The sequence below is a fragment of the Rectinema subterraneum genome, assembly GCA_009768935.1.
Classification (GTDB): Bacteria; Spirochaetota; Spirochaetia; order Treponematales; family Rectinemataceae; genus Rectinema; species Rectinema subterraneum.
The window spans coordinates 72,662-98,590 of the sequence record WESA01000004.1; the positions used below are offsets into that span (position 1 = coordinate 72,662).

Genomic DNA, 25,929 nt, shown 5'->3' on the forward strand with positions numbered 1-25,929 from the left:
GGGAGGAGCATTCTATGGCTATGAACGGTAAGGGCAAGGCGGGAGAAACTGATGATGCAGTGGGCAATGCCTCAATTTCACCAAATACAACAGCGCCTAATACGCAAATAAAATACCGCGACACCCTCCTTTTCAGGCTCCATGAAGTACAAAACCGAACTCGTGGGAAAACATGGATCACCAAAGAGGAACTCGCTGGAATCGCGCAGGACTATGGAATCCCCTTAGCTGAACTGGACGGCATCGTCAGTTTTTACACAATGTTCTCGCGCGAACGCAGAGGCCGGCATGTGATACGGCTTTGCGATTCTCTTAGCTGCCGCATCTGCGGGTCTCTCGATATCTATCAGCATCTTCGCAAAAAACTTGGCATTTCACGCGGGATGACAACGGGCGATGGAGTATTCTCCCTTGAGATTGTCAATTGTCTTGGAGCATGCAGCACATCTCCCAATATTATGATTGACGATCATTTGATCAGCGGCCTCTCTTTAGCAGAAATCGACGCCATGCTCGATCGCCTGGCGAAGGAGGGGGTATGAGCAATATTCAGTATATTACTGGATTTGCGACGCTCGAAAATCCGCTCGATATCGATAGCTTTGTTGCAAAAGGCGGATTTTCCGGTTTGCACAGCGCACTTGCCAAGACACCAGCCGAGGTTATCTCCGAAGTCAAACGTTCAGGCCTGCGCGGGCGAGGTGGAGCAGGATTCCCGACGGGCCTCAAATGGGAGTCTGTTGCAGGCGATGATGAGCGGTATCTTGTGTGCAATGCGGATGAAGGCGAACCAGGTACTTTCAAGGACAGATTTGTGCTGGAGCACGCTCCTTTTCTGGTCCTTGAAGGCATGGCTATCGCTGCATATGCGACGGGTGCGCAGACTGGATATGTCTATGTGCGCGGCGAGTATCCTCATGTGGTTGCCAGTTTATCGTCTGCAATTGCAAGCGCTGTCAAAGCCGGATACCTGGGCGAACATATTCTCGGCAGCAATTTCTCGTTCAATGTTGAGGTGCGTAAAGGCGGCGGCTCCTATGTTGTCGGCGACGAAACAGCCCTTCTCAATTCCCTGATGGGAAACAGGGGTTATCCTTTTTTGAAGCCGCCCTTCCCCACAGAAAAAGGTCTCTGGGGCAAGCCCACTATCGTGAACAACGTGGAAACACTTGCCTATGTCCCATATATCTTTACGCATGGAGCGGAAGCATTTGCTTCGATCGGGAGCTCGGGCTCGCCCGGGCTCAAGCTTTTCAGTATTAGTGGCCATATTGCGCATCCTGGAGTGTATGAATTTCCGATGGGTACAACCGTACGCGAACTGGCTGCCGCAGCGGGAGGCATCCTGGGAAATTTAAAAGCGGTTCAGATCGGCGGTACAGCAGGGCCAATATTTGATACAGCGGCTCTTGACTATCCACTCGACTTTGCTTCGATGCGAAAAGCTGGGGGAGCACTCGGCAGCGGCGCCCTTGTTTTTATGAATACCACGGTCAATATGGCGCACGTGCTCGAGGTTACCATGCGGTTCTTTGCCGAAGAATCGTGTGGCCAATGTTTCCCCTGTCGGTATGGCACACGGCAACTTGCATTCATGGCCAACAAGATCGCATCAGGGCAAGGAAGACTGGAATATCTCGATCTGATGAGAGACACAACCCATGTCATGGTCGGCGCTTCGTTCTGCCCTTTTGGACAATCCATTGCTTTTCCGCTTGAGTCGCTTCTTGACCGGTTTGGCGATGAAATTGTGTCCTTCATAAAACAGCAGGAATTCCTGAAGGAGGCGGCGGTATGAAGAACGTGACACTCACAATCAATGGGAAAAAGATCACCGTCCCCGAACACACCACCGTATTTTCAGCTGCCGAAAAGGCTGGCATATCGATCCCGGCCTTGTGCCGCCACGAAGACCTCGAACCGAAGGGCGCCTGCGGCATGTGCATCGTGAAAATCGAAGGCCAGCCCGGTTACAAACGCTCCTGCGTGACAGCAGTCGAAGAGGGCATGGAAGTTCTTACCAGCACCGCCGAGATCAGGGATATCCGTCGCGGGATTCTTGAGCTTGTTCTCGCCGCTCATCCAGCAGATTGCCTCCAGTGCATCAAGCATGGCAAATGCGAGCTGCAAACCCTTGCCGAACGTTTCGAGATCCGCGATCTGCGCTACGACAGATATACGCGAGGGCTTCCTGTGGATCGCAGCTCCTTTGGCATCGTGCGCGACATGAACAAATGCATTGGATGTGGCCGCTGTGTACAGGTATGCAACGAAGTGCAGACTGTCGCTTCTATTTTCTTCCATGGACGAGGCTCGAACACCATTGTTTCTCCTGCGTACGGAACCACAATGGGCGACAGCGTGTGCGTGAACTGCGGACAGTGCATAGTGTATTGCCCTGTCGGCGCCCTGTACGAAAAAGAAGCCATCGAAGAAGTGTGGAAAGCGATCGATGACCCGGACAAGATTGTGGTGACACAGATCGCCCCTGCAGTTCGCGTTGCAATCGGCGAAGAATTCGGGCTGGAACCGGGCGAGCTCAGCATCGGCAAGCTGTACAGCGCCTTGAAAGCCCTGGGCATCGATGTCGTGTTCGACACCAATTTTTCAGCTGACCTTACTATTGTCGAAGAAGCCACGGAATTCCTCGAGCGACTGAAAGAGTCTGGACCATTCCCGCTCATCACGTCCTGTTCTCCTGGCTGGATAAAGTTCGGCGAAACCTTCTATCCTGAGCTTCTTGAAAATGTATCGAGCTGCAAATCACCCCAGCAGATGCTCGGAGCACTCATCAAAACGCACTATGCCGAAAGCCGGGGGCTTGATCGGAACAAGATAGTCTCGCTTTCGATAATGCCTTGCACAGCAAAGAAATTTGAAGCAGGCAGGCCCGAAATGCGCAGTTCTGGTGCTCGCGATGTCGACTATGTCTTGACGACAAGAGAGATCGCCCGGATGATCCGCCAGGTAGGCATCGATTTCAGAAATCTTCCCGACGGAACGCCAGATCCTCTGCTGTCACGGTACAGCGGCGCCGCTACCATTTTCGGCGCCTCGGGCGGCGTCATGGAGGCTGCCCTTCGGACTGCGTACGAGCTTGCGACTGGTAAGGCCCTCGAGAAGGTCGATTTTGTCGATGTGCGCGGCATGACAGGAGTAAAAGAAGCCGAGATCGATGTCGACGGCACTCCTATCAAGGTCGCGGTAACCAATGGCCTTGCAAATGCCAGAAAGATACTGGATCGCGTTGCCGAAGATAAGCGACGCGGGCGGTCAAGCTATCACTTTATCGAAATCATGGCCTGTGCAGGCGGCTGTGTCGGAGGCGGCGGGCAGCCTATACCAAACACATTAGCTCGCCGGGCTCGGCGCATCGAGGGGTTGTATCGCGAAGATCGCAGTCTGCCACTGCGCAAATCGCACGAAAACCCTGAAATTAGAGCACTGTACGCTGAATTCCTGGGCTCACCCGGAAGCGAAAAGGCACATGCACTGCTCCATACAAAGTATAGCCCACGAGAACAGTATCAATTTTCAGAATAAACATATCGGGCTTGCTGGTCTGCAGAACTTTGCATTGGATAGGCCAAGGAGCGCGCCGCAGAAAAATGCTCTCATGGAGGATACATCAATTCAAATATTCCCAGATACGCACGCCATCTATGTTTTTGAAATGCTCATCATAGGTAATGAGCTTTGAGCCATATTCTATTGCATGCGCTGCAATCCATATATCATTTAAGGGAATCATTCTACCTTTCCTGGCTAGCGCCGATTTCAATTCACCAAATATTTCCGCTGTTTCCATAGTGACATCAATAATCTTGATACTGTCTTTGCTCAGGAATATTTTTAGCTCCTCTTTGTTCTGAAGTACTTTGTCTCCTCCATAAAATCCTGCAAACAGTTCTCCAATTACTATGGTTGAAATGTAGACAACTTCGGAGTCAACCATATACGAAAGAACATGTTGGTCTCCCGCCATGAATGCAGTGTATGCATTTGTATCAAGTAGTATTTTTGTCATTTTGCCCAATCCGAATCATTCAGTTCTTCCAGATCAATTATCCGCTTCTCGAACGCAGCCCTTTCCTCTGGTTTCCATTTCCCGAATAGATCGGAAAACATTTCTTTTCTGGCAGCTTTATTATCAGATTGCAGTGCATTCTGGAGAATTGCCTTGACAGTACGATTTTGGCTTAATCCATATTCTTTTGATTTCTCTGATATTTTTCTATCCAGATCTGGGTCAATGCTGTGGATTGTGATTGATTTCATAAAAGCCTCCTGTTTGAACCATTTTCTGATATAATATAGTTCATTTTATGGTTAATAGCAATAAATGAGTAGATGGGTTTTTATTCTTTTTTCTTGTAAAAGCTGATTCATGCCGGCTTCTCCACAAAAATCGGCTCCTCGCAATTAGCCAAAGCGCACCGGATTGCATTATATTCGATATGGTCAAAGCAAAAAAGACGAAGGAGAAAATTGTGAAACAAAAGTTATTCATCGCAGCGGCGCTGGCGCTGGTCATGGTTGCGCTGGCGCTGGGCGTCGCAGGGGCGCAGACTCGCAAGCCGCTCGTGCCGCAGAAGGCAAGGGGAAAATGATGAAGCCAGCTATTGTGTATGTAACCCGCACAGGGCATTGCAGAACGCTTGCCGAAATGGTGTCGCGCGTTGTGGGCGGCAAGGTGTGGGAAATCGGTGACAAGGAACGCCGCAGCGGGTTCTTCGGATTCATACGAAGCGGCCGACAATCGACATTCAACATGGCTACACCCATCGAGGACCCCAACGCCGACTTGCGCGACATCGATACGCTCATCCTCGTTACGCCGATCTGGGCAGGAAAACTCGCCCCGCCTGTCAGGACATGGATGAGGTCGCATGTTGAAGAAGTCCGCGGCAAGCGCATTTTTCTTATCGCATCGAACAGCGGCGGGAGCACGGTCCGCCTTCAGCAGTCATTCGAAAAGGAATTTCTTCCGATCGATGAGCTGCTTTCGGTTCCCATTCAGCTGAGCGAGGAGCAAAAGCTGAATAAACTGGAAGCGTTTTTGGGCAAAAGCTGATTGAGAGCGCTGCGCGGGGATTATATTGCGCTTTTTCACCAATCAAAGGCGAATTTTTATTCACACCCAAGGCGACTGCAGCATTCATGATGCGCATTTTGTCTTCTTCCTCTTTTTCGCGCATTTCAGAACCCGCTGGACCCCGCCCTTCCACACTTCTATGCTCGCTTCTTTGTTATGAGCGGGTTCCGGAAGACTTCATTCCAGAGGATACCACAGCGTGCGGTTGATTCGAATTGTGCACAATGAGCCTTCGATAGGCCCTTGCACTCGCCTTGGCTTTTGAATCCTGATTTCGGCATTGCCTACGGCTACTTTATAATCGACTATATCCCCGAGATAGGTTCTTCTGGCGACCCTTGCTCTGATAGCTGGTGGTAACTGATTCGCCCCGGTATAGGGCTCCTCGACGAAGTCGACTTCGGAAGGACGGCATGCGAGAAATGCTTTTTTGCCTAATTCTAATGGAGCTTCAAAACTTGCTGTTTCATTGCTGCCGTCGATAACCGCTTTTCCTTCTTCTATATTGACAGGTATGAAATTGGAAAGCCCGATAAACGAAAAGACAAATTTGTTGGCAGGCTTGTTGTAGATTTCCAGCGGGTGACCAACCTGCTGGACTATGCCATGATCCATGACCAGCATGCGGTCGGATAGCGCCATCGCTTCTGCTTGATCATGGGTGACATAAATAATAGTAAAGCCGAATTTTTTCTGAAGGTCTTTGATTTCGAATCTCATCTCTTCACGGAGTTTGGCATCGAGGTTGGAAAGCGGTTCATCCAGCAGCATGACCTTGGGATTGATTGCGATAGCTCGAGCGAGCGCTATGCGCTGTTGTTCACCTCCCGAAAGCTTTCCCGGATAACTTTCTTCCCTGTGGGTGAGCCCGGTGCTCTGCAGGGCCATCTTGACGCGTTTTGCAATTTCATGCCGGGGAATTTTGCGGATTTGCAGGGGGAAGGCGACATTATCGTAGACTGTCAAATGCGGCCACACTGCGAATGCCTGAAACACCATGCCGAAATCGCGATGTTCAGGAGGCAGATAATATTTTTTAAAGCTCGAAGAAAAAACCTTGCCGTCAACAGAGAGCTCGCCCTCATCCAAATCTTCAAAACCTGCGATCATTCTCAATGTGGTGGTTTTGCCGCATCCGGAAGGCCCCAGAAACGAAAAACACTCCCCTTTTTCCACCTCGAGATTGAGCTTGTTCACCGCGATGACATCTCCGAACTTTTTTGTTACATCTACCAGTTTCAATTGTGCCATCGTTTTACTCCTGTACCTTGACTTTTGCCTGATCGAGCCGCGCGAGGAATTTTCTGATGATTGTTTCGCCTGCGAAAATGATCACGAGTGCTATGCTTGCAAGCGCAGCGGCGCGGACTGTTTCGCCATCCTCATTGAGTGCATAAATTGCTACGCCGATTGTCCGGGTAGTCGGGCCATACAGCAGGACAGATGTGGTCAATTCGCGAAGCGCTGGCAGAAAAATAAGGAAGAAAGCGCTTATCATGCCTGGCTTTATAAGCGGTATGACAATATTTTTCAGGCTCTGCCAGTGCGTGGCACCGCATGCCCGCGAAGCTTCCTCAAGTGAATCGGAAACTTGCGATAGTGAAGCTGAATTAGACTTGATCGAGAATGCCATGTATCGCGCAATATAGGCAACAAAAATAATCCATGGCGTGTTGTAGAGATTAATGCCGAACCTGCCGCTCCATGTAAGAATTACGCCCAACGCGATAACCGTTCCCGGCAGGGAAAACGGCAGAACTCCAAGGAATTGCAGAATAAATTTCCCGCGCACTTTCATTTTCACAATAACATAGGAAATCATGGTTCCAGCCAGCATGGTCACAAAAGCAGCCCCGAGCGAAAGATACAAGGAATTCCAGATTGCATCTTTCGTCATTTTCCATTGGAAAATTTTCAAATAGTTATTCCAGGTCATGTTTTTGAGCTCGAAAGAAAGGCCATAGGTCTTGAGCCCGCCAACAAGAAATATAGTGACTGTCGGAAGGATAACGGTAATGCCAATATACAGAATGCTTATGATGAGCAATGGAATTTTCAATCCACGCAATTTCATGACCATAGGGCGCATGCTCTTGCCGGCAATAATCTGATATTGGCCCTTTTTCAAGAGCATGTCCTGCAGTTTGAGTATGAGGGCAGCAGAGATGACAAGAATGGTCGAAAGTATTGTCCCCACTCTGATTGCATTAAAAGAGCCGCCAGATGCATAAATGCGCTCATAAATCTTGGTTGGTATATTGTAGATGCCTTTTTCGGTTCCTAGAATTGCAGGCACACCGAAATGCGCAAGGGAATACAAAGCGACAAGGAGAGCTCCTGCGAGAATGCTCGGCATGACAAGAGGCAGAGTTATTTTTCTCGTTATAGTAAAGAGATTTGCGCCCGATATGCGCGCCGATTCCTCCAATGTCGGATCCATGCGCTCAAGCGAGCCCTCCACCTGCAAAAATACAAAAGGGAACAGATACATGCTTTCGATAGCAATAATTCCACCTATGGTAAGAATATCAATTGGAGCCTTCGACAGGCCGAATATCGCCATCAAAAGCTTGTTGATATAGCCTGCCCGAGGAGACAGCAATACTTTCCAGGCAAGAGCGCCAATAAATGAAGGAAGCATGAACGGGACAAGAAACAGCGCTTTCATGGTCTTTTTCAGCGGCAAATCGGTTCGCGCTACAAGCCAGGCAAAAAATGTCCCCACGGTCGTAGAAACGAGTGTCGTACCAGCAGCGATAATGAGGGAGTTCAGAAGCGCCTGATAGGTGTCCGGATCGGACAAAATCTTGGCGATGCCTGCAATATTGAACTTGCCATTTTCAAAAAATGCGGTGATAAAAATGAGTATGACCGGAACTGCAACTATTACCACCAAAATAAGTATTGAAAACAAGAGCACTATATTGGCTGTACTTAATTTATTGCCTGTATTCATCGTATTGCCTCCCCATCTTCCGAAAACCATTTTGGCTCAGCAAACCTCACTCCGCATTCTTGTCCCTCTTCGATAAGCAGATCCTGAGCCATGGCTGCCTCAGTCTGCATCTGTGCTCGAATTGCTATACCACCGATATCGAGCAGATAATCCACAATCGGCCCAAGCAGGGACAACCTGACTATTTTTGCCTTTACCATTGTTTCAGGATGTATCGACCTGGACAGGATGACATCCATAGGCCGGCAGGCAAGCTTGCCTTTTGGGCCCGGAAATCTCTGGCTTGGGAAATCAGCCAGTGCCTGCAGGGGAAGCTCTGCGGCGCCCTGGACAGCATCAGTATCGATGAATGCTTGCCCAGATTTAATTGCAACAGGAATAAAATTGGGAATACCGAGAAACTGATAGACAAATGCATCGATAGGCCGTTCATATACCTCGTCCGGACTTCCTATCTGCCGTATGATACCTTTATCATCCATGACAGCCATTTTGTCGGAAATCGCGAGAGCCACTTCCTGATCATGCGTCACATAAAAAATTGTAGTACCCGTTTTGCGCTGCAACTCTTTTATTTCAAAACGCATTTCCTCACGGAGATTTGCATCGAGATTGGTCAGGGGCTCATCAAGCAGCATGACATCCGGTTTTGTTACCAAAGCACGAGCCAGAGCGACTCTCTGCTGCTGACCGCCTGACAGCTGATAGGGGTAGCGCTGTGCCAAACCAGCAAGATTTACCTGGTCTATTGCATCGCTCACTGCGGATTTAATTTGTTCGTGTGGCATTTTTGCTATTTCAAGCGGATAGGCTATATTCTCGTATACTGTTTTGTGCGGCCACACTGCATAATCCTGGAACACCACGCCGATGTGGCGTTCCTCCGGCGGCAATGAATGCTTTGCTGTTGCAACAACATGCCCGCCAATCGATACTTCGCCCTCATCAGGGGACTCGAATCCGGCAATCAAGCGCAAAATAACCGTTTTTCCGCATCCTGACGGGCCAAGCAAGGTAAAGCATTCCCCCGAATTGACTTTAAAAGTTATCTTGTCGAGAACCCTGTGGGTCCCATACGATTTGGAAACTGCTGAAAGCTGTAAATCAGCCACCTCGTTTTCTCCTCTTGTTTTGCGAAAATAGATCAGCAATTTGAAGGCTTTTGATACGATAGCGAAATAATCTGCCCGGGGGTGTGCTCCTGGCTCTCCCCTGGGCAGCAATACTCAATTATTTCTTCTGCATGATCTCCGTGAATTTATCGATTACGGCTTGCTTTTCGACCATGAGCTTCAGGTAATCGATTTTCATGGCTCTTTTGACCGCTTCATCAGGTGCTACAAGACCAACACCCTGCACTATCGGAACATCTTTTCTGACGGGCAGGGTGTAGTTATTTGCAATAATGGTCTGGCCTTCTTTCGAAAGAAGGAAATCGACAAATTTCTGGGCAGCGGCAAGATTCGGGGTGCCTTTGAAGATTGCAACTGGACTCGGGATGACCAGCATCTCTTTGGGGTAGGCAAATCCAAGTGGGGCCCCGAGTTTGATCTTGTCAATGGTAATGTAATCGACGCCAATGCATGCAGCAAGATCCCCTGCTGCTGTATCATCGACAACCTGTCCTGAACCTTGGCCCATTTTTGCTCCATTTGCTCTCAGCTTCTGGATGAAATCCCAGCCAAGATTATTTGCTATCATGCCTACAGAAACCATTGAGGTGCCCGACAAGGCAGGGTTGGCAATGGCAAAACCGTCTTTATACGCAGGACCAAGCAGATCGCTCCATTGGGTCGGAGGAGTCTTTATCTTGTTTGTATTATAGGTAATGCCAAGAGTCCCAAGCCGGGCCGGTGTAAATTCATAATCAGGGTCATTCAAGGGGCTGACGACATATTTTGCTTCGGGTGATTCATATCTCTGCAAAACGCCTTCTTTCTTGAGTGAATAAAAATCAGGAATTTCGCTGGTCCACAAAACATCGACCACCAGTTTGCCCGACTGCCGCTCAGCTGCGATCTTTGCCATTATCTTGCCAGCTCCGGCTGAATAATAATCGAACTGGATATTCGGATACTTCTTGGTAAAAGCATCGCGAATTTCTCCAATGAGAACTTCCTTCATGGAAGTATACACCATGAGTTTTTCCTTTGGCTGCGCAATAACGGGAACAATGCCCGTAACGAGGAGCGCCATCAGGACCAGTAGTGCACGTCTCATACCTCTATCCTCCTTGTGAGTGAAATAAAGAATAGAAGAATTTTGGATGCCTTTTTTGCATACACGCAATGAGTACTTTGGTACTAAAAAGCCGTTATTATGCAAGAATGTCGATGGAGACTGAAAATTCGGATGGATTTTTCTCGGCGTAGTCTTTAATAGTTTCTATATTGAGATGTGCATTTTGCATCAAAAGAAGAGCAGAAAACCTGTCCTGGACGCCTAGCTTCTTATAGATGCCGTGGAGATAATTCTTCACGGTTTGTTCACGAATGGCCAAGTGATAGGCAATCTCCTTATTGCTGAGGCCTTTCAAAAGCAAGACCATAACCACTTTTTCGCGGGGCGCAAGGGCTTTGAACCAATCGGGGATAGCTTCAAGATGTTGCGCTGGAGGCTGCGATTGGTCGGGCGTGGCTTCTCCTCCTCTTAGCACAGACAAAATAAGCCATACAGAAGCAGCAAAGCCAGCAATTATGAAAATTCTGAAAAAGAGAGGAAGCGGATCGACCGAGACTGGCAAAATCGAGACGAGAGTCCATAACCTGTCCGGAACCCTTTCATAAATGACCCAGAACAAGCCTTGGGTGGCTTTTGCTCCTGACAGAGCTCTGGCTTTATACTTGCCCGATGGAGATGCAGCTTTATTGAGCGGGAAATGTTCGGAAAATCCGGGAACTTGTGCCTGAGCCTGAAGGCCAATTTGCGAAAGGCTGGCTGAAACCAAAATTTTGCTATTTTCATCTATAAGAAGTGTATAGTCGGTTTTTGGTGCAGCATTGGCATCCTCATCCCAGGAGCTGCCACTCACAGCCCTCGCTATTCGATCAGGGTTGACCAAAAGAACAAGGACACCCAGTGGCACATGAGTATCAATATTGGTGATAAGCCGAGCACAAACAAGCAGCTTGTTCACATTTTGTGCCGCGCTCTTCGAGGCGCCCATACATACATCCCAGACAGATTTTCCTGAAGCGGCTATTGCTTTTTGCATAATTATGCTTCTTACCGGCTGGTACGTCGCCCGCGTAAGCGAGTCGGTCATCATCAGCGGAATTTTATTGGGATCCGGAATGGCAAAAAAAATAGCATCTTCAATTTCAGGGACTGTCTGAGCCAAGCCTTCCATATGCTGCGAAAACACTGTATTCCATTTGGAGATGTCATAACGCTCAGCATCATTTACATATGCTGAAAGTGTGGTATTCAATAATCTGTTCATAAAAAATTGAAATGAAATTGCTTCAATAGATGCTGCAAGCTCTGCTATCCTGCGCGAACGCAAAACCAGAATTTTTGCAGCATACGCAGCGGGATCTTCTTGTTTTATTGAGCGCTGGATGTCCACCACCATTACTGCGAAAGAAATGAGAGCAAGGCTAATGCCTGCTACAATTCTTTTGGAGAAAGGTTTTTTCTCGAGGCCACGCAGTACAGCTATTCCGAGCGCCATCGGCATAGTATAGCAGATTATGCATGCAGAATCAAAATCGGGGGTTTCGCACAATTCAGTTCAAGACAATACAAAGCGGTGCATGCTTCAAAAGCTATGGATTGTCCCGCTATCATGGCAATGGTACAATTTTTCAGGTTCTGCAAATGAAAGATTTTCTGGTAAAGTTTATCCGTTCTCCGCTGGCTGTTGGGCTGGTATCCGCGAATGCGGTGCTGGGGGCGGCGGCTGGGGCAGCGGGATTTCTGCCATGGCTTGTGGTCGTCCCCCTGTTTCTGGTGATTTCCGGGGTAGAGCTTCTGCTCACGCTCCGATCCGAAGCGGGCGCGAAAGCGATTCTTGCCGAAGAAGACAGGGAACGCAAAGAGCGCGATGCCGCGATTCTCGCGGATGTGGCTCAGGCTCGAAAGCGGCTTGCTTTACTCCGTATCGCTGAGCCTGAGGTAAAGGCGGCGGTAGAACGGCTTGTGTATGCCGCGGGGATGTATCTCGAGTCCTGCGCAAAGGGAAATGAGCGGGATCCTTTTGCCGAGGATGCCGTCCTTAGTGTCACGAAGATTGTTGATGAATATCTTCGGCTTGCAGATGCCGAGCGAATGGGCGCGCGCCTCAAGTCTGAGTCGCTGGAGGATTTCGTGAGAGCTAGTGAGTTCAGCAGCGAAATCGGGCCAAGCTCAAGCAGCAATCCAGACAAGCCTGACCGGAGCGCCACAACTGATAACGATAGCGCGGCCCAAGAGCCAGAGCCTTCGCTCGCCCAAAGGATGGTGCGCCTTTTGGACAAAGCCGCCAGCACTATCAGCGAGCGGCTTGCTCTGCCTCTGGGCGGTATGGAAGGGGATCACGCGGTGCTCGATGCAATGAAGGCACGGGAGGAGCTTGAAGAATGAAACGCGCTGGAATAGTGTTTGTGGTTTTGTTCATTTTCGGAATGGTTCTTCAGCCTCTCGGCGCGCTCGAGGCGCGGCTTGTATCTGCCGAGATCTACCTCACGCTCGGAAGCGATGGGAAAGCCGTGGTGCAGCATTCTCTGGTCTGGAATGTGAGTTCGGGCACAATGGGAGGCTTTTATTTCCAGGGCGAAAAGGCTCCTTTTGTGTGGGACATGGAGCGCTGCTGGGCTGACCTGCCCGATGGTACTCGCCAGCCGCTGGAAATCAAACGAGCAGGGGACAAATGGGATATTCTGCTTGCCCGTGGCAAGCGCACGAATGGGCTTTCGACCTGGGTGCTGACCTATGGCACAGACCTTCTTGCAGCGGATATGGCGGGGCTTACACAAAAAGCCGATGGTGAGAAGCTTTTCTTCTTCCATTGGGCGCCTCCGGAATGGGACCAGGCGCTCGATCATCGGACTGTGACGATCATCCTTCCCATCGAAGTGAGCCGTGGAGAGAGCGGCGACAGCAGGTCCGAGCGGCTTGCTGATCTTGGCTTTGCAACGGAAAAACAGGTAAACGAAAAAAACAAAATAGACTGGTATGCCGCCGATGGCTCGGATGGCAAGAGTTACCTCGCGATTCGGTTTCATCAAGAAAAGCCTGCGGCCTATGCGAGCCAGGAATTGCAGTTTTATTTGTCCGCTAGCAAGGTGGAGGCGGCTTTTGGCCCACTATTCGGGGCGTTGGCACAGACGGGGACTGGCGCTGCCAGCGGAGGTGCAGCGCGCTCGACATCCGCGAGCGGTTCTAGCGCCAATGCTGGTAAGGGGCGTAGTGCCAGTCCTGGCGCCTCGACGCAAAACTTCGACTGGCAGCGCTATCCCCTCCTCGCGCTTTTCCTCTGTGGAGGCGTTGCGGTCCTCGGTGTCCTTCTTTACCGGAAAAAGGTCCTCGGATTTCCAAAAGCGGTCGCAAAAGCCGAAGGGATTGCCTGGGCTGGCGATTCCTGGACGCCGCCGCGCATTGTTGAAGGAACCTATGCAGTACCCGGCAAAGTCGCCGAGGACCTCCATCCTGTCGAAGTCGCCCTCCTCTTCGAGCTTCCATTGCCGCGGGTTGCTGTTGTCATGATAAAAATTCTGGAAGATGAGGGTACTGCGCGGATCGTGCAGGAAGCCCCCTTGCGCCTCGAGATTCTGAAAGCATCGAGCGCCGACCCCTACGGCGATATTTTTCTCAAAGCCTTCGATTCGGAAGGCTGGGTGCTTTCGGGCTTTATGGCTGATTTCTTCGAGGAGGCTTTGAAGCGCCTGCAGGAGAAGACCTGGGACTGTGATATCGAGGCAACTAAAGCCTTCTACAGAAAGAAAATTGAGGAAGAAGAGGCCGCCGCTGGCGCTGAGAGTGAAGCCGCAGCCGATGCAAGACGAAGGCGTTCATATTGGTATCCCTTCATGTACGTCTATTCGCATCCTTATTATTGCGCAAATCTTGGACTGCCTAAGGAATTTTCCGGCAGCTATGCCTCTTTTATGGCTTCTTCAGCCTGTTTTTCGGGCTGCTTTTCGCCAAAGAATCTGTCTGGCACAGCGGGCGCCTGCTATTCGGCCTGTCACAATGCCTGCCACAGTGCATGCCATCAAGCATGCCATAGTGCCTGTCATTCAGCCTGCCACTCGGCCTGTCACAGCGCCTGCGTTTCGGGAGGCCCGCATTGAGCCTGCGTATTGGACGGTCTGGGCTGGTTGGGCGAGCTTCAGCATCTTTCCCAATTCCAGGAAGCCCTGAGGGCACTGGGACCGACCTCGCCTGGATTGACGACTTCTGGTCCAAGGCGGGCGAGCACATTTTCTGCCGGGAAGACGATGGCGCCCTCATTCTTCCTCCAAACCGCGTCTATAAAGTGAATGCGACTGCCGCGTCGCTCATCGCATATCTCAAGCGCGGCGGGAAGGTGGCAAAGCTCAAACTACCCTCTGCCGAAGCCCAGCGCGACACCGCCCTCTTTTTTGGCGACCTAGCCTCCCTCTACCGCGGCGATGAGCCTGTAAACGGGACAGTATCCGCAGAAACCTATTCGTTTTCCTTCACGCGCCTGCCAGTGCTCGGCGAAATCGCACTCACCTATCGGTGCAACAATGCCTGCAGGTTCTGCTATGCTGGCTGCGGATTAACAAAGAGCTTGACCCCTTTTTTAACTCGCCGCCCGGCACGCCCAACTGCGGACTACAAACACATCATCGACATCTTCGCCGATGAAGCCCAAATTCCCTTTTTCTCTTTTACTGGCGGCGAGCCCACACTTCGGTCGGACCTCGAGGAGCTCATCGCCTATGCTCAGCAGAAAAAGCTCATCACGAACCTAGTCACCAACGGCACCCTGATCGATGCGGCGCGAGCGCACGCCCTCAAGGAAGCCGGGCTCGGAAGCGCCCAGGTTTCCATCGAAGGCCCGTCTGCCGACATCCACGACAACCTTGCGGGCCGCCCCGGCGCCTTTACCGAAACTCTCGCAGGCATCAAAGCCCTGCAGGAAGCGAAAATTCCCACTCAGACCAACACGACCATCACGAGGGCGAACCTTGCAGTCATTCATCAAATGCCCGCATACCTCGCCTCGATAGGCATCCATCGCTTTGCCATGAATCTTTTCATTCCCACCATTCTCGGCGAGGAAGCCGATCGACTCTTCGTTTCCTACGAAGAAATTGGCCCCTATGTCGACGCAGTCGCCAAAGAAGCCAAAAAACTGGGCATGACCTTCTTTTGGTACAGCCCTACCCCCTTCTGCAACTACAACCCGATAGCCCGAGGCCATGGCAACAAGAGCTGTGCCGCCGCTGACGGCCTTCTGTCGGTCGCTCCTGATGGCTCGGTACTGCCCTGCTCGTCCTGGGACGAGCCTATTGGCAACCTTTTCAGCCAGAGCTTCCGCGATCTGTGGTTCTCCGAGGCTGCGCGCTTCTATAAAGAAAAGCGCTTTGCTCCCGCGCCATGCACATCCTGCGAAAGCTTTGTAGCCTGCCAGGGAGCTTGCCCGCTCTACTGGCGATATACCCATTCCGAGCCTTCCGGCTTCAAGAAAACCTGAGGAGAAGCCTATGAATCCTGTGACGGTACAATACCGAATTCGAGGGCTGAGCACCGAAGCACGCCTCATTCTCTTTGGCGCTGCAAGCCTCTGCGGCATCCTGCTGCAGGTTTTCTGGCCTGTCGCAGGCCCGCTTGTGGGCACCCTGCTGCTCCTCTTACCTCTATTTCTTTTATCCGCACAACCATGGAGCAACAAGCCAAAGGACAAGGGCGAGGAAGACTGGCAGCCTGTCGGAGACGCCGAGCTGGACAGAATCGCCGATGCATTCAAATCAGCGCGAGAGATAAAGATACCGCTATGGTATCGGCCGGGTTTCGGCATTCCCTTTACCGTTGCGCTCGCTATTCTAACCTCCATATTCGGCACCGGGCTCACCCTGCCCGGGCTTCTTGCCATGGACGCTCTCATTCTGTTCTGGCCCGCGCTCAATTTCCTTAAAATCAAAATATGGGTCCCCAAAGAATTCGAAATGGTCATGCAGGCAATTCAGGCCGCCCGTTCTGTTCCCCTTCCCGACGGCATTCTCTGTACGCCCTACCTCCGCCTCGACCGCGACGACCAGGGCTTGCGCATCCCCGAAAATGCCCGCCTCATGCTCGAACCCCGCCGCAAACCCGAAGACCTCGTCGGCGCCCAGCTCCAGGTGGCCATCAACAAAGGACCCAACGGACCCGTGCCCTACCTCTACGCAGTCGTGCTCACACACGGCAAAGGCCAAAGCTGGCAGAAAGCCCGCTCGCTCCGCATCCCCGGCTTCGAAGTCGAACCCGGCGGCGACGCTGACTACGGCACCGTCGTCATTCGCCAGAGCACTGACCGCGGCGGCTACCACACCAAGCCCGAAGATTGCAGAAGGCTCGTGCAGGTGGTGGTTCAGGTTTTGAAGGAATTGTGAAGGGAGAGGATGCGGGCTTGCTGTACCCGAGGAGCTGCGTGCCCAATTATTTGATTGTGCCAAAAATAGTTATGAAAGTGCTAGCGAGCCTTGCAGCTAAAAGCATCGATGCCTTGCGCCTGGCAGCGCTGGGCATAGCTGTGTGCCTCTTCGCCAGTTCTTGCAGCATTTTTATTTCCTATGAAATAGTCCCTGCAAGCGTCGAAATAAGAACCGCGGCAATCCGGTACGCCCAAAAATATGCTGAATTAGGCGCAGTCTATGAATGGGGCGGTCAGGATCCCCTACCCCGCAAAATCGCGGTGGACTGTTCGGGACTCGTCATCAGGTGCTACGAATATGCATGCGGCGATTATGGCGCTTCCTTGCTGTTCAAGGATACCACTGCAAAAGGCCTTCGGCAGTATTCCAGTTTGATAGCCAGCCCGGAAAAAGGCGACCTTATCATGATAGGCGACAATAACGAAATATCCCATGTCGCCCTCTTTACCAGAAAAGAAGATGGCAGGCTTTACTTTATCGACGCCACATCGCTGACAGGCATGGTTTCGATGCGTTCCTATGCTGAGAATGACCCGAAATTCATCGAGTTCCGGCGCATGAATGTAATAAACAAAAAGTGAGCATCAGATTGCGCAGGTATCTGAGTTGACAGCCCATTACCTTGTATAATACTTCGCATTTTCCGTGAATGATGGATTGTCGATATTCCCATCGAACAACTCGACCTTGATTTTATTTTCCTCCACCACCTGCGCCAGCAGGGTATACTTTATGTCCGAAGTCGCTGGAAGTGAACTCAGGCCTTCCATGGCATCGGCGAGTTTGTACCTGACGGGATCGCTGCCTGTCCTAGCTGCCGTATAGTCGGGCCCCTCAACAGGCTGTGTGAGAATGCCGTTTGATTTACCGATCGTTGTGCCAAGCTCGACGCCGATGCTAATGCGCCTGGACTCGGGGTAATACATATCGTATGAAAATGAAAGCCAATAATTCCAGGGATTGGGGCTGGAAATGACATTTGACCCTTCCACAATCCAGTTCCCCGAGAGCGTTCCTGCCACATCGAAATCGATCTTTCCGCCACGTGGTTCCGCGGTTCTTTTTATATACGCAAAGAGCTGAGTTTTTATATCATTTCGGAAATAATCAAATGCAAACACGGCATGCGCGCCGAAAGGCCCGTATTTTTCAGGATTGATGAAGTCCAGAGTCTTTTCCTTGTCATAGGCATACATACCCAGCCCTGTCACTTGCTCCGATGAGGCGGCAGTCTTTCCGAATACATCTCCTGCTTTGACGGGAACATATGCCTTGGTCCAACCTTCCGCGAGCGTACCAGTCTTTGCAAGGATCGTGTCATCAATTGCGGAAAGGTGATCATACCACGTTATGAAGGTATTGGTGTGATATATTCTGACAGCATAATCCGGAAAACTCTTCGTCCCATCAACATTGAACACATGGGTATATCGGATTGCCGTGATGACACCATCAGCCGGTGCTTTTACCGGCTGGGAATATCCATTGCTCAAGAAACTGAAGCCGCCAGCACTAGTTGGAATAGGGTGCTGCGGCAAATTCATATGTCCCATTGGCGTGATTTCATTGAATGTTCCATCCTCGAGAGGCACGACCTTGAATTCCACAGGCCCTGTTCCAAGCTCGGGATAGTTGCCCCAGGTCCAGATGTCGTCCTCATTGTTATTCATTGTACAGGCTGTAAGCAGCATGACCATTGCAAGAATTGCCCAGAAGAGCGATTCGGGTTTCGACGGCAGTCTCATGCAATTCCTCCTTATTGCTGCTGGGCTAAAACTCAAATTGCTGATGTTCTGAAAATACCTTATAATCTATATGAGAAATATAGCATATTCTTAATCGAATTTGAAAGTTTTCTGGCGATTTTTTAGGCACACCCAGGAATAGCCATAAGCCTTTTCGACAGCACAACCACCACAAGCGGCATGCATGCTGACATGTAAAAATCTCGCACAAAATTGACTGCCTAGTCGGCCGCCCAGAAAAGCGGCACATGTACAGCTGATCCTAAAAAGCCAGAAGGACAGAAGAAAATAGTATTTCGAGCAGAATCCGCTTCTTGTGCTGCTTCTGCTTGATCAACAATTTGACTATAGGCGAAGGCTAAAAATTTTCTTTTTATCCTCTTTTGTTTTAAGAGGCCTCATTGTCTTGAGCTGTTTCATTATCTGTTCCTGGGTTTTCCGCTCTTCCTCTTCCCTTCTTGCTTTTGCCTTGCTATATTCCGGTAATTCTTCAGCCCACAGCCCGTCTGCAACAGGAGCCCATTCTTTGGCTGCCTTTTCGCATTTGGCTGTTAGTTCATCAACATCTTCCTTATCGATCGGCTGAGTTGAATGAGCCCCAGATGCCTTCACCATAGCTGAAAGAGCTTCGGGATTGTCCAGCAAGGGACAGGGGCGCAAGTGGTTTTTATTGAACGGCTGGAGCTCTTTATATTGCTTGAAGAGTGGCGACTTGAGAGCTTCGAGCAGGGATACATTCCTTATATTGACATTGGAATAGTGAATAAATGCACAGGGCTCAACATCGCCTGCCGAGTTGATATGCAGGTAGCTCCTGCCGCCAGCGATACATCCATCGACATACTGCCCATCATTCCAAAAGTCGAGAAGGAATATCGGCTTCTTGTCCCGCATTTCCCTTACCCAGTGGAACATATACTCTCTCTGAGAGGGAGAAGCAATCAATGCGGTATCGGCATCTTTTCCTAAAGGAATGTAAGTAAAATACCATCCGAACATGCAGCCTTGTTCGATGAGAAAGTCTAGAAATGCTTCATTGCCGACCTGTTCTGTATTTTTGCCGTGATAGACGGCACTGAAACCGAATGGGGCTCCTATCTGCTTCATGTATTGCATAGCTTCGATTACCTTTGTATACGTGCCGGCGCCGCGCCGGAAATCTGTCGCTTCTTCAAAGCCTTCGATGCTGAATGCAAGTGCAAAATTGCCCACCTCGCCAAGAGCGAGTGCAAAATCCTGGTCAACCAGTGTGCCATTTGTGAAGGCAAGGAACATGCAGTCATTGTGCACCTGCGCAAGCTTGATGAGATCATTTTTGCGGATGGTGGGCTCTCCTCCGGAATAGATATAGAAATAGACACCTAATTCTTTGCCCTCGCGAATGATGCGATCGAGCAGCGCATAATCCATTGAATCTGTTTTGTTGTATTCTGCCGCCCAGCAGCCTTTGCAGTGCAGGTTACATGCGCTCGTCGGATCCATAAGAATCGCCCACGGTATATTGCAGTCGTGCTTGTATTTGAGCATTTGCGCGCGGTCAGGCCCTATCATGCTCGCATTGACAACGAAATTCGTTACAAATCTCCGTCGCACATTCGGCGCAATTTCATGGAACACCCTCAGAATAAGATTCCGATAAGGATTGTCTTTTTCCGCCATAATTTGTTTTGCAGACTCAAGTTGGCGCTTGATTCCATCGCGCTTTGCGAGCGGCATGAGAGCATTGACTGCCTTCGACAGGTTCTCTTGCGGATCCCCTTCCAGATATCTCAGTGTGAGATTTACTGCTCTTTTTGCAAATACCTTCTTTAAGCCGTCCATAGACACCTCCATTATTATCGGGTTTTATGCTGACGTATTGTCAAATTAAAATCAAAATTAACCTATTTTTTCTCCTCTTTCTAACAGTTCGTTATACGAAGCTTTCCAAGTTCAGCAGGGATGCAATGTTGTTCTGTATAAATCCTTTGTCGATAAAAAGAGAATGCGAAATACTGCTTTCGACGAGAGAAAAGAATAGCGTTGCTATAACAGGAACCTGCGGCGCGAGTATTGGATTCCCTTCTCTATAAAGCAGGGATTCGATTTTCTGCCGCAACGCCTTTGCTGCCTCTTGAAGCTTTGCAAGGAATTCGGCGTTTTCGTTTTTGAGCTTCTGCGCAAGTTCTGTAATTATAAAGGAATAGCGTCCAATTGCTGAATTATCCGTAAAAATTTCATAAATACTGGAGAGCTTCCGGACAATCGATACATTCTTCTGGCGAGCTATTCTATCGATTTCAACCGAAATCCGGTTGAAAATATCTTCGACAGCATAGAAAAAAATCTCTTCTTTGCTTTTGAAATAGTTGTACATATTCGTCCGGCTAAGACCGCATGATTCAGCGATTTCCGCAAAACTCGACGCATGAAAGCCGCCCAGAGAAAACAATTCCAATGCCTTTTCGAGAATTTCGCGCTTGCGGTTGTCATGATCGACAATTTTAGGCATACGAGGCTCCCTTTAAAACAAAACCCTATTCAAACAATGCAAGCAAGTTTATCTGACACTGTGTCAACAATAATAGTATATACTTTCTTTTTTGTCAATATTTTTTTTGCATTGCGCCATTCCAATATCGTTCTGCTGCAACTTTTGAATATTCCGCCATACAAGAATATTGGCTTATTGTAATTGATCACCCCTCTTGACTTGTTCAAAATAATGATTAATCTGACATTATGTCAATAATATTTTATGAGGATAGATATGCAAAGGCGAAATTTGTTGTTCGCAGCGGTTTTTGCAATTGCAATGGCATATCTGGAAGCTGCAATAGTGGTGGATCTTCGCAAGCTATATGGAATTACTGATATCATGGCAAGCCTCTCTTCTTTTGACGCACAAATAAGCAGAATAGAAATCGGGCGTGAGGCAGCAACGCTCGTTATGCTTTGGGCGCTTGGATGGATAGCAGGCAAAAAGCTGCAATCCCGAATTGGATTTTTTATCTTTGCATTCGGAGTATGGGATATTTTCTATTATATCTGGCTGCATATTTTCATAGGCTGGCCACATTCCCTGCTCGATTGGGATTTGCTTTTTTTGATCCCCTTGCCATGGTGGGGGCCGATCCTTTCTCCTGTGCTGATTGCTCTTATTATGGCGATAATTGGTGTTCAGCTTGTAGTGTCCGAAGCCCGAGGCATTGCAATACAACCCAAAACCGCAGAATGGTTGCTGCTTGTTTCGGGTATTCTTGCAATGCTCTATGCTTTCATGGCGGACGCCCTCGCAGTGCGGCATTTAAATCTGGAAATGTTAGGCATGCTCCGCCCGTCATCGTTTCAATGGCCCATATTTCTTGTAGGATTTATCCTTTCAGTAGCATCATGCGGGAAGTTCCTGGCCGCTGTAAAAAGCGACGATAAAGCTGGGGGGAGAATCACAACATGATGCTACAAAAAGAAACAAAGACCGATGATACTGAAGCATTTTGCCTGGTTCTCGGCGGCGGTGGAGCAAAAGGAGTATACCACATTGGTGTATGGCGTGCGCTCAAGAAGCTCGGCATACATGTCGATTGCTTTATCGGTACGTCAATCGGCGCGGTAATCGCTGCCTTTCTTGCACAAGGTTCGGATGAGATTCTTGAACAAATCGGGCACATAATTTCGCTCGACAATATTCTTGATTTGCCTGAAGACTTCATCAAGAACGGTGAGCTAAAATTCAACCTTCAGTCTTTGCGCAGCCTTCCTGATTTTTTCATTTCTGTTATTAACAACAGAGGACTCGACACTAAGCCTTTCAGACAGCTTATCGAGTCAAACCTTGATGAAAAAGCACTTCGAAACAGCGGGAAGGACTTCGGTGTCGTCACAATAAATGTCAGTGATTTGAAACATCAGGAAGTCTTTATCGAAGATATGGAACAAGGGAGTGTTGTCGACTATCTTTTGGCGAGTTCTGCCTTCCCCGGATTCAAAAATCCAAAAATTGAGGGTAAGTCATTTATAGATGGAGGAATATATGACAATATCCCCTATGCGATGGCCAGAAAGCGCGGTTATCGTCGCATAATTGTCTCAGACCTTTCCGGAATGGGCAGAACGAGAAAACCGGATATTGCCGGTTGCATTACAGTCTATATAAAAAATTCGATAGATATGGGGTGGGTGCTCGATCTTAACAGGAACTTCCTGGATTCATTCATGCTTTTAGGCTACCTAGACACACTACGCACCTTTGGACATCTCGCAGGATATTCATATTTCATTGAATTCGATACCAATGCCGAGAAAAACTTTGCACCAAAAATCTCCATACCTTTTTCGCAGTCCCCAAAATATATGTGCTATGATAGAAGGAAGCTCTTGATCGCACTTGAATGTGCTGCTTCTGTTCTAAATGTCGAAAGGATACGAACCTATACCTATGCAGAACTTCGTACAGCAATTGCTGAGCACCGATATGAAGTGGAGAACAAAATAGCAGCAGCAACTGCTTCATCCCGCAAAGGAATCATGAACCTCGCAAAAGTAGTTAGCGAAGCAGTTGCAACAAGGCAATTTACTGAATGCCCGTATTATTATTATTGTCTTGTCAACAAATTATTCCCTAAGTCAACAGCGAGGATACTAAAAAATACTCTTGTGAGAATCTTTCCGGAGTTGCCAGTTGGTGCGGCATTTATTGAGGGCATGGAATCAGATTCTTTGAACTTCTGAGCCAAATGATATTGGGGTTTTCCGGAATTTTAGCGGGCAGCGTGACAAAAACGAGCACTCCGCCTTCACTCCCCAATAATCTTCACCAGCACCCTAAAAATGGCGCCTTGTGTAAAGCGGCCCATCGTCTTCTATTGAATCCTCAGCGCAAGTATTTTAAAATAGCCGGCAGGAGCAATACCGATCATGTCCTTCGACGTTGTGCATACCGAAAAGAGAATAGCACAATCGGCTGGCGTATCAGGGCCTCGCAACGCAGAAGATTATGACCCCGAAAAAGAACTGGACGCAAACCGTTATGCCCTCATCGTACAGCAGAGCAAAGTTCCGATTATTGCGCTTTTCAATGCAGCAGTAAAAGAAGATACGAGCTTTCTTCTGCCTCTCATGCTCCTTGCGACAATCCGGACCATGCGCCGAATACCCCGCACTTTTTTTATCAGAAATGGCACGGAATACGAGCGTTATGTTTTTAAGACAATCCATTGGTGGGCGCGTCGCATCTGCAGAATCGGCAGAATCAGGCTCCAAGTATCTGGAGCGGAGAAGATCAGGCCCGATCGGGCATATCTGTTCGTTTCCAATCACAGATCGCCCGCCGACATTCCCGTACTCTTCGACGCTATCCCGCAGAATGCTGCATTCGTCGCCAATGGCATGTTCCGCATGATTCCAGCGTTTTCGTTCTGGATGCGTGCAAGCGGCACGGTATTCATCGAACAAGGCAACCAGAAAGCAGAGCTTGCCGCCTTCAAAACCATGATACGGCGGCTCAAACAGGGCCGCAGTCTCATTCTCTTTCCGGAAGGACACACGCACCAGGGCCCGGGAATCGACACGTTCAGCCGTGGCGGCATTTATGCGGCAGTCCTTGCCGGCGTTCCCATCGTGCCAGTCTGCCTATCCGGAACCGACAAAGTCATACGGCCTGGCAGCCTGCATATCAACCGCCGCTCGCGCGTCATTGTCGAGTTCGGCGCGCCCATCGAGACCAGACATCTCGGGATGGCTGCAAAAAAGAATATCGATACAATCTTGCACGATACCATAGCCGGGATGCTTGATCGTCAGACATCAAAACAAGGTGGCCGGCCAAGGCAGGCATGACTCATGCCCTGAAAATTCGCTTAATGCTTCTTTTCAAAACTGCGCACTTTTTTGAAGACCCATCGCTTCTGCATCTGATAATTAAATGCAAGAGAAATAATTGCGTCAACAGCGAGGCGGCTGATCCGGTAATCCAGTGAGACAGCCTGCACAAGCCAATAGGTGCCCGTCGCTTTCATGGCGATACTCGCCATGCACACCGGAATAAACTTCATTCCCTGAACGGTGACCGGATCGCTGTAGCGCCCCTTGGGCGAGTAGAACGACCAGTATCTGTTTATGGCAAAATTCACCGCAGCACCGACAATGCCGCCCGCAATAATGCCAATTGCATAATGGATATGAAACAACTGAACAAAAAGAATCATCACGGAGTAATCGACGATCCCCCCCAGAAATGCCGAGACCTGTGCTTTGGCAAAACCAGCTATGACACGTGCCGCGTTCATCTTTTTTCTGCACGCTTCAGTTCAACAATATTCTTGGATTCCCGATCTTGGGCGCGCTTTTCTTCCCGATCCTGTGCGTCCGCGGCATCGAGCAGCTTTTTCAGTTCGGAAAAACTCGAAATAATAAGCACAGCAACTGCTACAAGGGCCATATACTGCAGTGTCCCTTTGAAGACAATTTCTATCAGCAAAAACAGCGAAATGGCAATTCTTGCCTCGGTAGGGCCCAGAAGTCCCGCATCGATCGAGTAATTGCCGGTAATTTTGTATCTCATGAGCGCGATAATGATTTCAAGCCCGTAGAATGTGATGAACGCATATCCGACAATTTTGAGATAGCCGTTTGCATACAGTATGAATCCCAGCCCTATCAGGACAATACCCAGCCAATCGACGGCAATATCGAGCGCAAACCCATACCACTTTCTCGGCTTGTTGCGATAATAGGCAATCCGCCCGTCGAGCGAGTCTCCGAACCAGCTGATCGCAAAGCCCGCAATTCCCAGAAACAGCCAATAGCCGCTGATTTTTGCCGCTAGCACAAAGCTCAGGAAAACCAGCACATTCCCCAAAAACCCGACCGCAGTGAGCATATTCGAAGAAACCCACGAAGGAATGAACCTGACCAAAAACGCAATGAATCTCTGCTCATATTTCCTGAGGAGATTCGTCCTTTGTCTGCCCTGCGCGATTGCATCCAGAATCTCTGTGACTGAATGAATTGGTCTTTTCATGGGATCCGCCCTTTTGTTTTCGATTACTCTTGCCAATTTAAGAATAACGATTATGCGGACAAAGCGTCAATAAAATGCAAAAAAGGGTTCCCTCAAGCAGAGATGAAGTGAGCAGCGGAGGATTCTTTGTCAAGGTTGGCTATTAATTTCTGGTTTTAGTCTGAACTAACCTTGATATCACCACCAACCTTGAGTTCTCGAAGTAGGGGTACGATCCACATGGATTACCAGATGGCGGCTACTATCGATCCACTCGCGCACCATGGTCATATTCTCTTGATTGAAGGCGGTAACTATCGCAGGAAACATACGCTGATACAGCAGAAGGACCAGATAAAAGTGCCCATGGTCTGATAAGAATTTTTGCACGATTTTTGGGAGATTCTGGGTTGACGAAATGAGCCTGTAAAAAAATCTGTGTAAACAACTATACTCAAAGAAGGAGAGAGTATGGCTATTACGAAAGAAGTATTGGATGAGCTTCTGAAGGAGTACAAGGGGCCAGAGGATCTGACAGGCCCTGAAGGACTTCTGAAGCAGCTGACAAA

General features: G+C 49.4%; 26 protein-coding genes. 14 read left to right on the top strand and 12 right to left on the bottom strand.

The window, feature by feature from the left end:
- Positions 1 to 14: 14 nt before the first annotated feature.
- From GAP13_RS02445 to GAP13_RS02455, 3 genes are read left to right on the top strand one after another with little or no spacing between them, the layout of a single operon-like run.
- Entirely contained in the window at positions 15 to 542 is a 528-nt protein-coding gene (locus tag GAP13_RS02445) for an NADH-quinone oxidoreductase subunit NuoE family protein (protein WP_241864272.1), read from the top strand.
- Complete coding sequence (locus GAP13_RS02450; protein WP_158905826.1) at positions 539 to 1,798, top strand: complex I 51 kDa subunit family protein; 1,260 nt, start codon at positions 539 to 541, stop codon at positions 1,796 to 1,798. Before GAP13_RS02445 ends, GAP13_RS02450 begins: the two co-directional genes overlap by 4 nt.
- Complete coding sequence (locus tag GAP13_RS02455) at positions 1,795 to 3,543, top strand: NADH-dependent [FeFe] hydrogenase, group A6 (RefSeq protein ID WP_158905828.1); 1,749 nt, start codon at positions 1,795 to 1,797, stop codon at positions 3,541 to 3,543. The genes GAP13_RS02450 and GAP13_RS02455 overlap by 4 nt, the downstream gene beginning before the upstream one ends.
- Before the next feature lie 85 nt (positions 3,544 to 3,628).
- Here the strand turns inward: GAP13_RS02455 and GAP13_RS02460 are convergent, their stop codons facing one another.
- Both GAP13_RS02460 and GAP13_RS02465 read right to left on the bottom strand, forming a co-directional pair.
- A complete protein-coding gene (locus GAP13_RS02460) occupies positions 3,629 to 4,027 on the bottom strand; it encodes a type II toxin-antitoxin system VapC family toxin (protein WP_158905830.1) in 399 nt (132 codons plus the stop codon).
- Complete coding sequence (locus GAP13_RS02465; protein ID WP_158905832.1) at positions 4,024 to 4,278, bottom strand: hypothetical protein; 255 nt, start codon at positions 4,276 to 4,278, stop codon at positions 4,024 to 4,026. The genes GAP13_RS02460 and GAP13_RS02465 overlap by 4 nt, the downstream gene beginning before the upstream one ends.
- A 179-nt stretch (positions 4,279 to 4,457) precedes the next feature.
- On the opposite strand from GAP13_RS02465, the gene GAP13_RS02470 reads away from it, so the two are divergent.
- Entirely contained in the window at positions 4,458 to 4,610 is a 153-nt protein-coding gene (locus tag GAP13_RS02470) for a hypothetical protein (protein ID WP_158905834.1), read from the top strand.
- On the top strand, positions 4,607 to 5,074 hold the full coding sequence (locus tag GAP13_RS02475) for a flavodoxin family protein (protein WP_222126126.1): 468 nt from the start codon (positions 4,607 to 4,609) through the stop codon (positions 5,072 to 5,074). Before GAP13_RS02470 ends, GAP13_RS02475 begins: the two co-directional genes overlap by 4 nt.
- A gap of 198 nt (positions 5,075 to 5,272) precedes the next feature.
- On the opposite strand, the gene GAP13_RS02480 is transcribed toward GAP13_RS02475, so the two are convergent.
- The 5 genes from GAP13_RS02480 to GAP13_RS02500 form a co-directional block, all read right to left on the bottom strand.
- The gene (locus GAP13_RS02480) at positions 5,273 to 6,346 is read right to left on the bottom strand and encodes an ABC transporter ATP-binding protein (protein ID WP_158905838.1); all 1,074 of its coding nucleotides are present in this window, start codon (positions 6,344 to 6,346) and stop codon (positions 5,273 to 5,275) included.
- Between the two features lie 4 nt (positions 6,347 to 6,350).
- Positions 6,351 to 8,051 carry an ABC transporter permease gene (locus GAP13_RS02485; protein ID WP_158905840.1) on the bottom strand — a complete coding sequence of 567 codons (1,701 nt, stop codon included), beginning with the start codon at positions 8,049 to 8,051 and terminating at the stop codon, positions 6,351 to 6,353.
- Positions 8,048 to 9,163 (bottom strand): ABC transporter ATP-binding protein, encoded by a 1,116-nt coding sequence (locus GAP13_RS02490; protein ID WP_158905842.1) that lies wholly within the window; start codon positions 9,161 to 9,163, stop codon positions 8,048 to 8,050. The genes GAP13_RS02485 and GAP13_RS02490 overlap by 4 nt, the downstream gene beginning before the upstream one ends.
- Positions 9,164 to 9,281: 118 nt before the next feature.
- On the bottom strand, positions 9,282 to 10,271 hold the full coding sequence (locus tag GAP13_RS02495; protein WP_158905844.1) for an ABC transporter substrate-binding protein: 990 nt from the start codon (positions 10,269 to 10,271) through the stop codon (positions 9,282 to 9,284).
- 97 nt (positions 10,272 to 10,368) lie between these two features.
- Positions 10,369 to 11,724, bottom strand: a complete 1,356-nt coding sequence (locus tag GAP13_RS02500) for a response regulator transcription factor (RefSeq protein WP_158905846.1) — start codon at positions 11,722 to 11,724, stop codon at positions 10,369 to 10,371.
- Between the two features lie 146 nt (positions 11,725 to 11,870).
- Between GAP13_RS02500 and GAP13_RS02505 the strand changes: the two genes are divergently transcribed.
- From GAP13_RS02505 to GAP13_RS02525, 5 genes are read left to right on the top strand one after another with little or no spacing between them, the layout of a single operon-like run.
- Positions 11,871 to 12,614, top strand: a complete 744-nt coding sequence (locus tag GAP13_RS02505; protein ID WP_158905848.1) for a hypothetical protein — start codon at positions 11,871 to 11,873, stop codon at positions 12,612 to 12,614.
- A complete protein-coding gene (locus GAP13_RS02510) occupies positions 12,611 to 14,323 on the top strand; it encodes a hypothetical protein (protein ID WP_158905850.1) in 1,713 nt (570 codons plus the stop codon). Before GAP13_RS02505 ends, GAP13_RS02510 begins: the two co-directional genes overlap by 4 nt.
- Entirely contained in the window at positions 14,320 to 15,696 is a 1,377-nt protein-coding gene (locus GAP13_RS02515; protein WP_158905852.1) for a radical SAM/SPASM domain-containing protein, read from the top strand. The genes GAP13_RS02510 and GAP13_RS02515 overlap by 4 nt, the downstream gene beginning before the upstream one ends.
- Positions 15,697 to 15,706: 10 nt before the next feature.
- The gene (locus GAP13_RS02520; protein ID WP_158905854.1) at positions 15,707 to 16,594 is read left to right on the top strand and encodes a hypothetical protein; all 888 of its coding nucleotides are present in this window, start codon (positions 15,707 to 15,709) and stop codon (positions 16,592 to 16,594) included.
- Positions 16,595 to 16,650: 56 nt separating this feature from the next.
- Positions 16,651 to 17,217, top strand: coding sequence for an NlpC/P60 family protein (locus tag GAP13_RS02525; RefSeq protein ID WP_158905855.1), 567 nt, complete (start codon positions 16,651 to 16,653; stop codon positions 17,215 to 17,217).
- Positions 17,218 to 17,253: 36 nt separating this feature from the next.
- On the opposite strand, the gene GAP13_RS02530 is transcribed toward GAP13_RS02525, so the two are convergent.
- From GAP13_RS02530 to GAP13_RS02540, 3 genes are all read right to left on the bottom strand, one after another.
- Entirely contained in the window at positions 17,254 to 18,381 is a 1,128-nt protein-coding gene (locus GAP13_RS02530) for a M23 family metallopeptidase (RefSeq protein WP_158905857.1), read from the bottom strand.
- Between the two features lie 345 nt (positions 18,382 to 18,726).
- Complete coding sequence (locus GAP13_RS02535) at positions 18,727 to 20,202, bottom strand: radical SAM protein (protein WP_158905859.1); 1,476 nt, start codon at positions 20,200 to 20,202, stop codon at positions 18,727 to 18,729.
- A 91-nt stretch (positions 20,203 to 20,293) separates the two neighbouring features.
- Positions 20,294 to 20,872 carry a TetR/AcrR family transcriptional regulator gene (locus GAP13_RS02540; RefSeq protein WP_158905861.1) on the bottom strand — a complete coding sequence of 193 codons (579 nt, stop codon included), beginning with the start codon at positions 20,870 to 20,872 and terminating at the stop codon, positions 20,294 to 20,296.
- Between the two features lie 258 nt (positions 20,873 to 21,130).
- On the opposite strand from GAP13_RS02540, the gene GAP13_RS02545 reads away from it, so the two are divergent.
- The 3 genes from GAP13_RS02545 (at position 21,131) to GAP13_RS02555 (ending at position 24,198) form a co-directional block, all read left to right on the top strand.
- Positions 21,131 to 21,817, top strand: coding sequence for a hypothetical protein (locus tag GAP13_RS02545; protein ID WP_158905863.1), 687 nt, complete (start codon positions 21,131 to 21,133; stop codon positions 21,815 to 21,817).
- Positions 21,814 to 23,091 (top strand): patatin-like phospholipase family protein, encoded by a 1,278-nt coding sequence (locus tag GAP13_RS02550; RefSeq protein WP_158905865.1) that lies wholly within the window; start codon positions 21,814 to 21,816, stop codon positions 23,089 to 23,091. The genes GAP13_RS02545 and GAP13_RS02550 overlap by 4 nt, the downstream gene beginning before the upstream one ends.
- Before the next feature lie 186 nt (positions 23,092 to 23,277).
- Positions 23,278 to 24,198 carry a lysophospholipid acyltransferase family protein gene (locus tag GAP13_RS02555; RefSeq protein ID WP_158905867.1) on the top strand — a complete coding sequence of 307 codons (921 nt, stop codon included), beginning with the start codon at positions 23,278 to 23,280 and terminating at the stop codon, positions 24,196 to 24,198.
- A gap of 20 nt (positions 24,199 to 24,218) precedes the next feature.
- On the opposite strand, the gene GAP13_RS02560 is transcribed toward GAP13_RS02555, so the two are convergent.
- Entirely contained in the window at positions 24,219 to 24,647 is a 429-nt protein-coding gene (locus GAP13_RS02560) for a GtrA family protein (RefSeq protein WP_158905869.1), read from the bottom strand.
- Entirely contained in the window at positions 24,644 to 25,381 is a 738-nt protein-coding gene (locus GAP13_RS02565; protein WP_158905871.1) for a CDP-alcohol phosphatidyltransferase family protein, read from the bottom strand. Before GAP13_RS02565 ends, GAP13_RS02560 begins: the two co-directional genes overlap by 4 nt.
- 219 nt (positions 25,382 to 25,600) lie before the next feature.
- Here GAP13_RS02565 and GAP13_RS13235 point away from each other — a divergent pair, with 219 nt between their 5' ends.
- Complete coding sequence (locus GAP13_RS13235; RefSeq protein WP_306769186.1) at positions 25,601 to 25,735, top strand: hypothetical protein; 135 nt, start codon at positions 25,601 to 25,603, stop codon at positions 25,733 to 25,735.
- The last annotated feature ends 194 nt before the right edge of the window (positions 25,736 to 25,929 follow it).

What these genes read in the sequence shown, in the direction of transcription:
- GAP13_RS13235 (WP_306769186.1), top strand. Translation starts at nt 25,601, where the DNA reads ATGGATTACCAGATGGCGGCTACTATCGATCCACTCGCGCACCATGGT.
- GAP13_RS02480 (WP_158905838.1), bottom strand. Translation starts at nt 6,346, where the DNA reads ATGGCACAATTGAAACTGGTAGATGTAACAAAAAAGTTCGGAGATGTC.
- GAP13_RS02445 (WP_241864272.1), top strand. Translation starts at nt 15, where the DNA reads ATGGCTATGAACGGTAAGGGCAAGGCGGGAGAAACTGATGATGCAGTG.
- GAP13_RS02530 (WP_158905857.1), bottom strand. Translation starts at nt 18,381, where the DNA reads ATGAGACTGCCGTCGAAACCCGAATCGCTCTTCTGGGCAATTCTTGCA.
- GAP13_RS02555 (WP_158905867.1), top strand. Translation starts at nt 23,278, where the DNA reads ATGTCCTTCGACGTTGTGCATACCGAAAAGAGAATAGCACAATCGGCT.
- GAP13_RS02565 (WP_158905871.1), bottom strand. Translation starts at nt 25,381, where the DNA reads ATGAAAAGACCAATTCATTCAGTCACAGAGATTCTGGATGCAATCGCG.
- GAP13_RS02550 (WP_158905865.1), top strand. Translation starts at nt 21,814, where the DNA reads ATGATGCTACAAAAAGAAACAAAGACCGATGATACTGAAGCATTTTGC.
- GAP13_RS02510 (WP_158905850.1), top strand. Translation starts at nt 12,611, where the DNA reads ATGAAACGCGCTGGAATAGTGTTTGTGGTTTTGTTCATTTTCGGAATG.
- GAP13_RS02465 (WP_158905832.1), bottom strand. Translation starts at nt 4,278, where the DNA reads ATGAAATCAATCACAATCCACAGCATTGACCCAGATCTGGATAGAAAA.
- GAP13_RS02540 (WP_158905861.1), bottom strand. Translation starts at nt 20,872, where the DNA reads ATGCCTAAAATTGTCGATCATGACAACCGCAAGCGCGAAATTCTCGAA.
- GAP13_RS02505 (WP_158905848.1), top strand. Translation starts at nt 11,871, where the DNA reads ATGAAAGATTTTCTGGTAAAGTTTATCCGTTCTCCGCTGGCTGTTGGG.
- GAP13_RS02545 (WP_158905863.1), top strand. Translation starts at nt 21,131, where the DNA reads ATGCAAAGGCGAAATTTGTTGTTCGCAGCGGTTTTTGCAATTGCAATG.
- GAP13_RS02500 (WP_158905846.1), bottom strand. Translation starts at nt 11,724, where the DNA reads ATGGCGCTCGGAATAGCTGTACTGCGTGGCCTCGAGAAAAAACCTTTC.
- GAP13_RS02485 (WP_158905840.1), bottom strand. Translation starts at nt 8,051, where the DNA reads ATGAATACAGGCAATAAATTAAGTACAGCCAATATAGTGCTCTTGTTT.
- GAP13_RS02450 (WP_158905826.1), top strand. Translation starts at nt 539, where the DNA reads ATGAGCAATATTCAGTATATTACTGGATTTGCGACGCTCGAAAATCCG.
- GAP13_RS02520 (WP_158905854.1), top strand. Translation starts at nt 15,707, where the DNA reads ATGAATCCTGTGACGGTACAATACCGAATTCGAGGGCTGAGCACCGAA.
- GAP13_RS02460 (WP_158905830.1), bottom strand. Translation starts at nt 4,027, where the DNA reads ATGACAAAAATACTACTTGATACAAATGCATACACTGCATTCATGGCG.
- GAP13_RS02470 (WP_158905834.1), top strand. Translation starts at nt 4,458, where the DNA reads ATGGTCAAAGCAAAAAAGACGAAGGAGAAAATTGTGAAACAAAAGTTA.
- GAP13_RS02475 (WP_222126126.1), top strand. Translation starts at nt 4,607, where the DNA reads ATGATGAAGCCAGCTATTGTGTATGTAACCCGCACAGGGCATTGCAGA.
- GAP13_RS02535 (WP_158905859.1), bottom strand. Translation starts at nt 20,202, where the DNA reads ATGGACGGCTTAAAGAAGGTATTTGCAAAAAGAGCAGTAAATCTCACA.
- GAP13_RS02560 (WP_158905869.1), bottom strand. Translation starts at nt 24,647, where the DNA reads ATGAACGCGGCACGTGTCATAGCTGGTTTTGCCAAAGCACAGGTCTCG.
- GAP13_RS02455 (WP_158905828.1), top strand. Translation starts at nt 1,795, where the DNA reads ATGAAGAACGTGACACTCACAATCAATGGGAAAAAGATCACCGTCCCC.
- GAP13_RS02495 (WP_158905844.1), bottom strand. Translation starts at nt 10,271, where the DNA reads ATGAGACGTGCACTACTGGTCCTGATGGCGCTCCTCGTTACGGGCATT.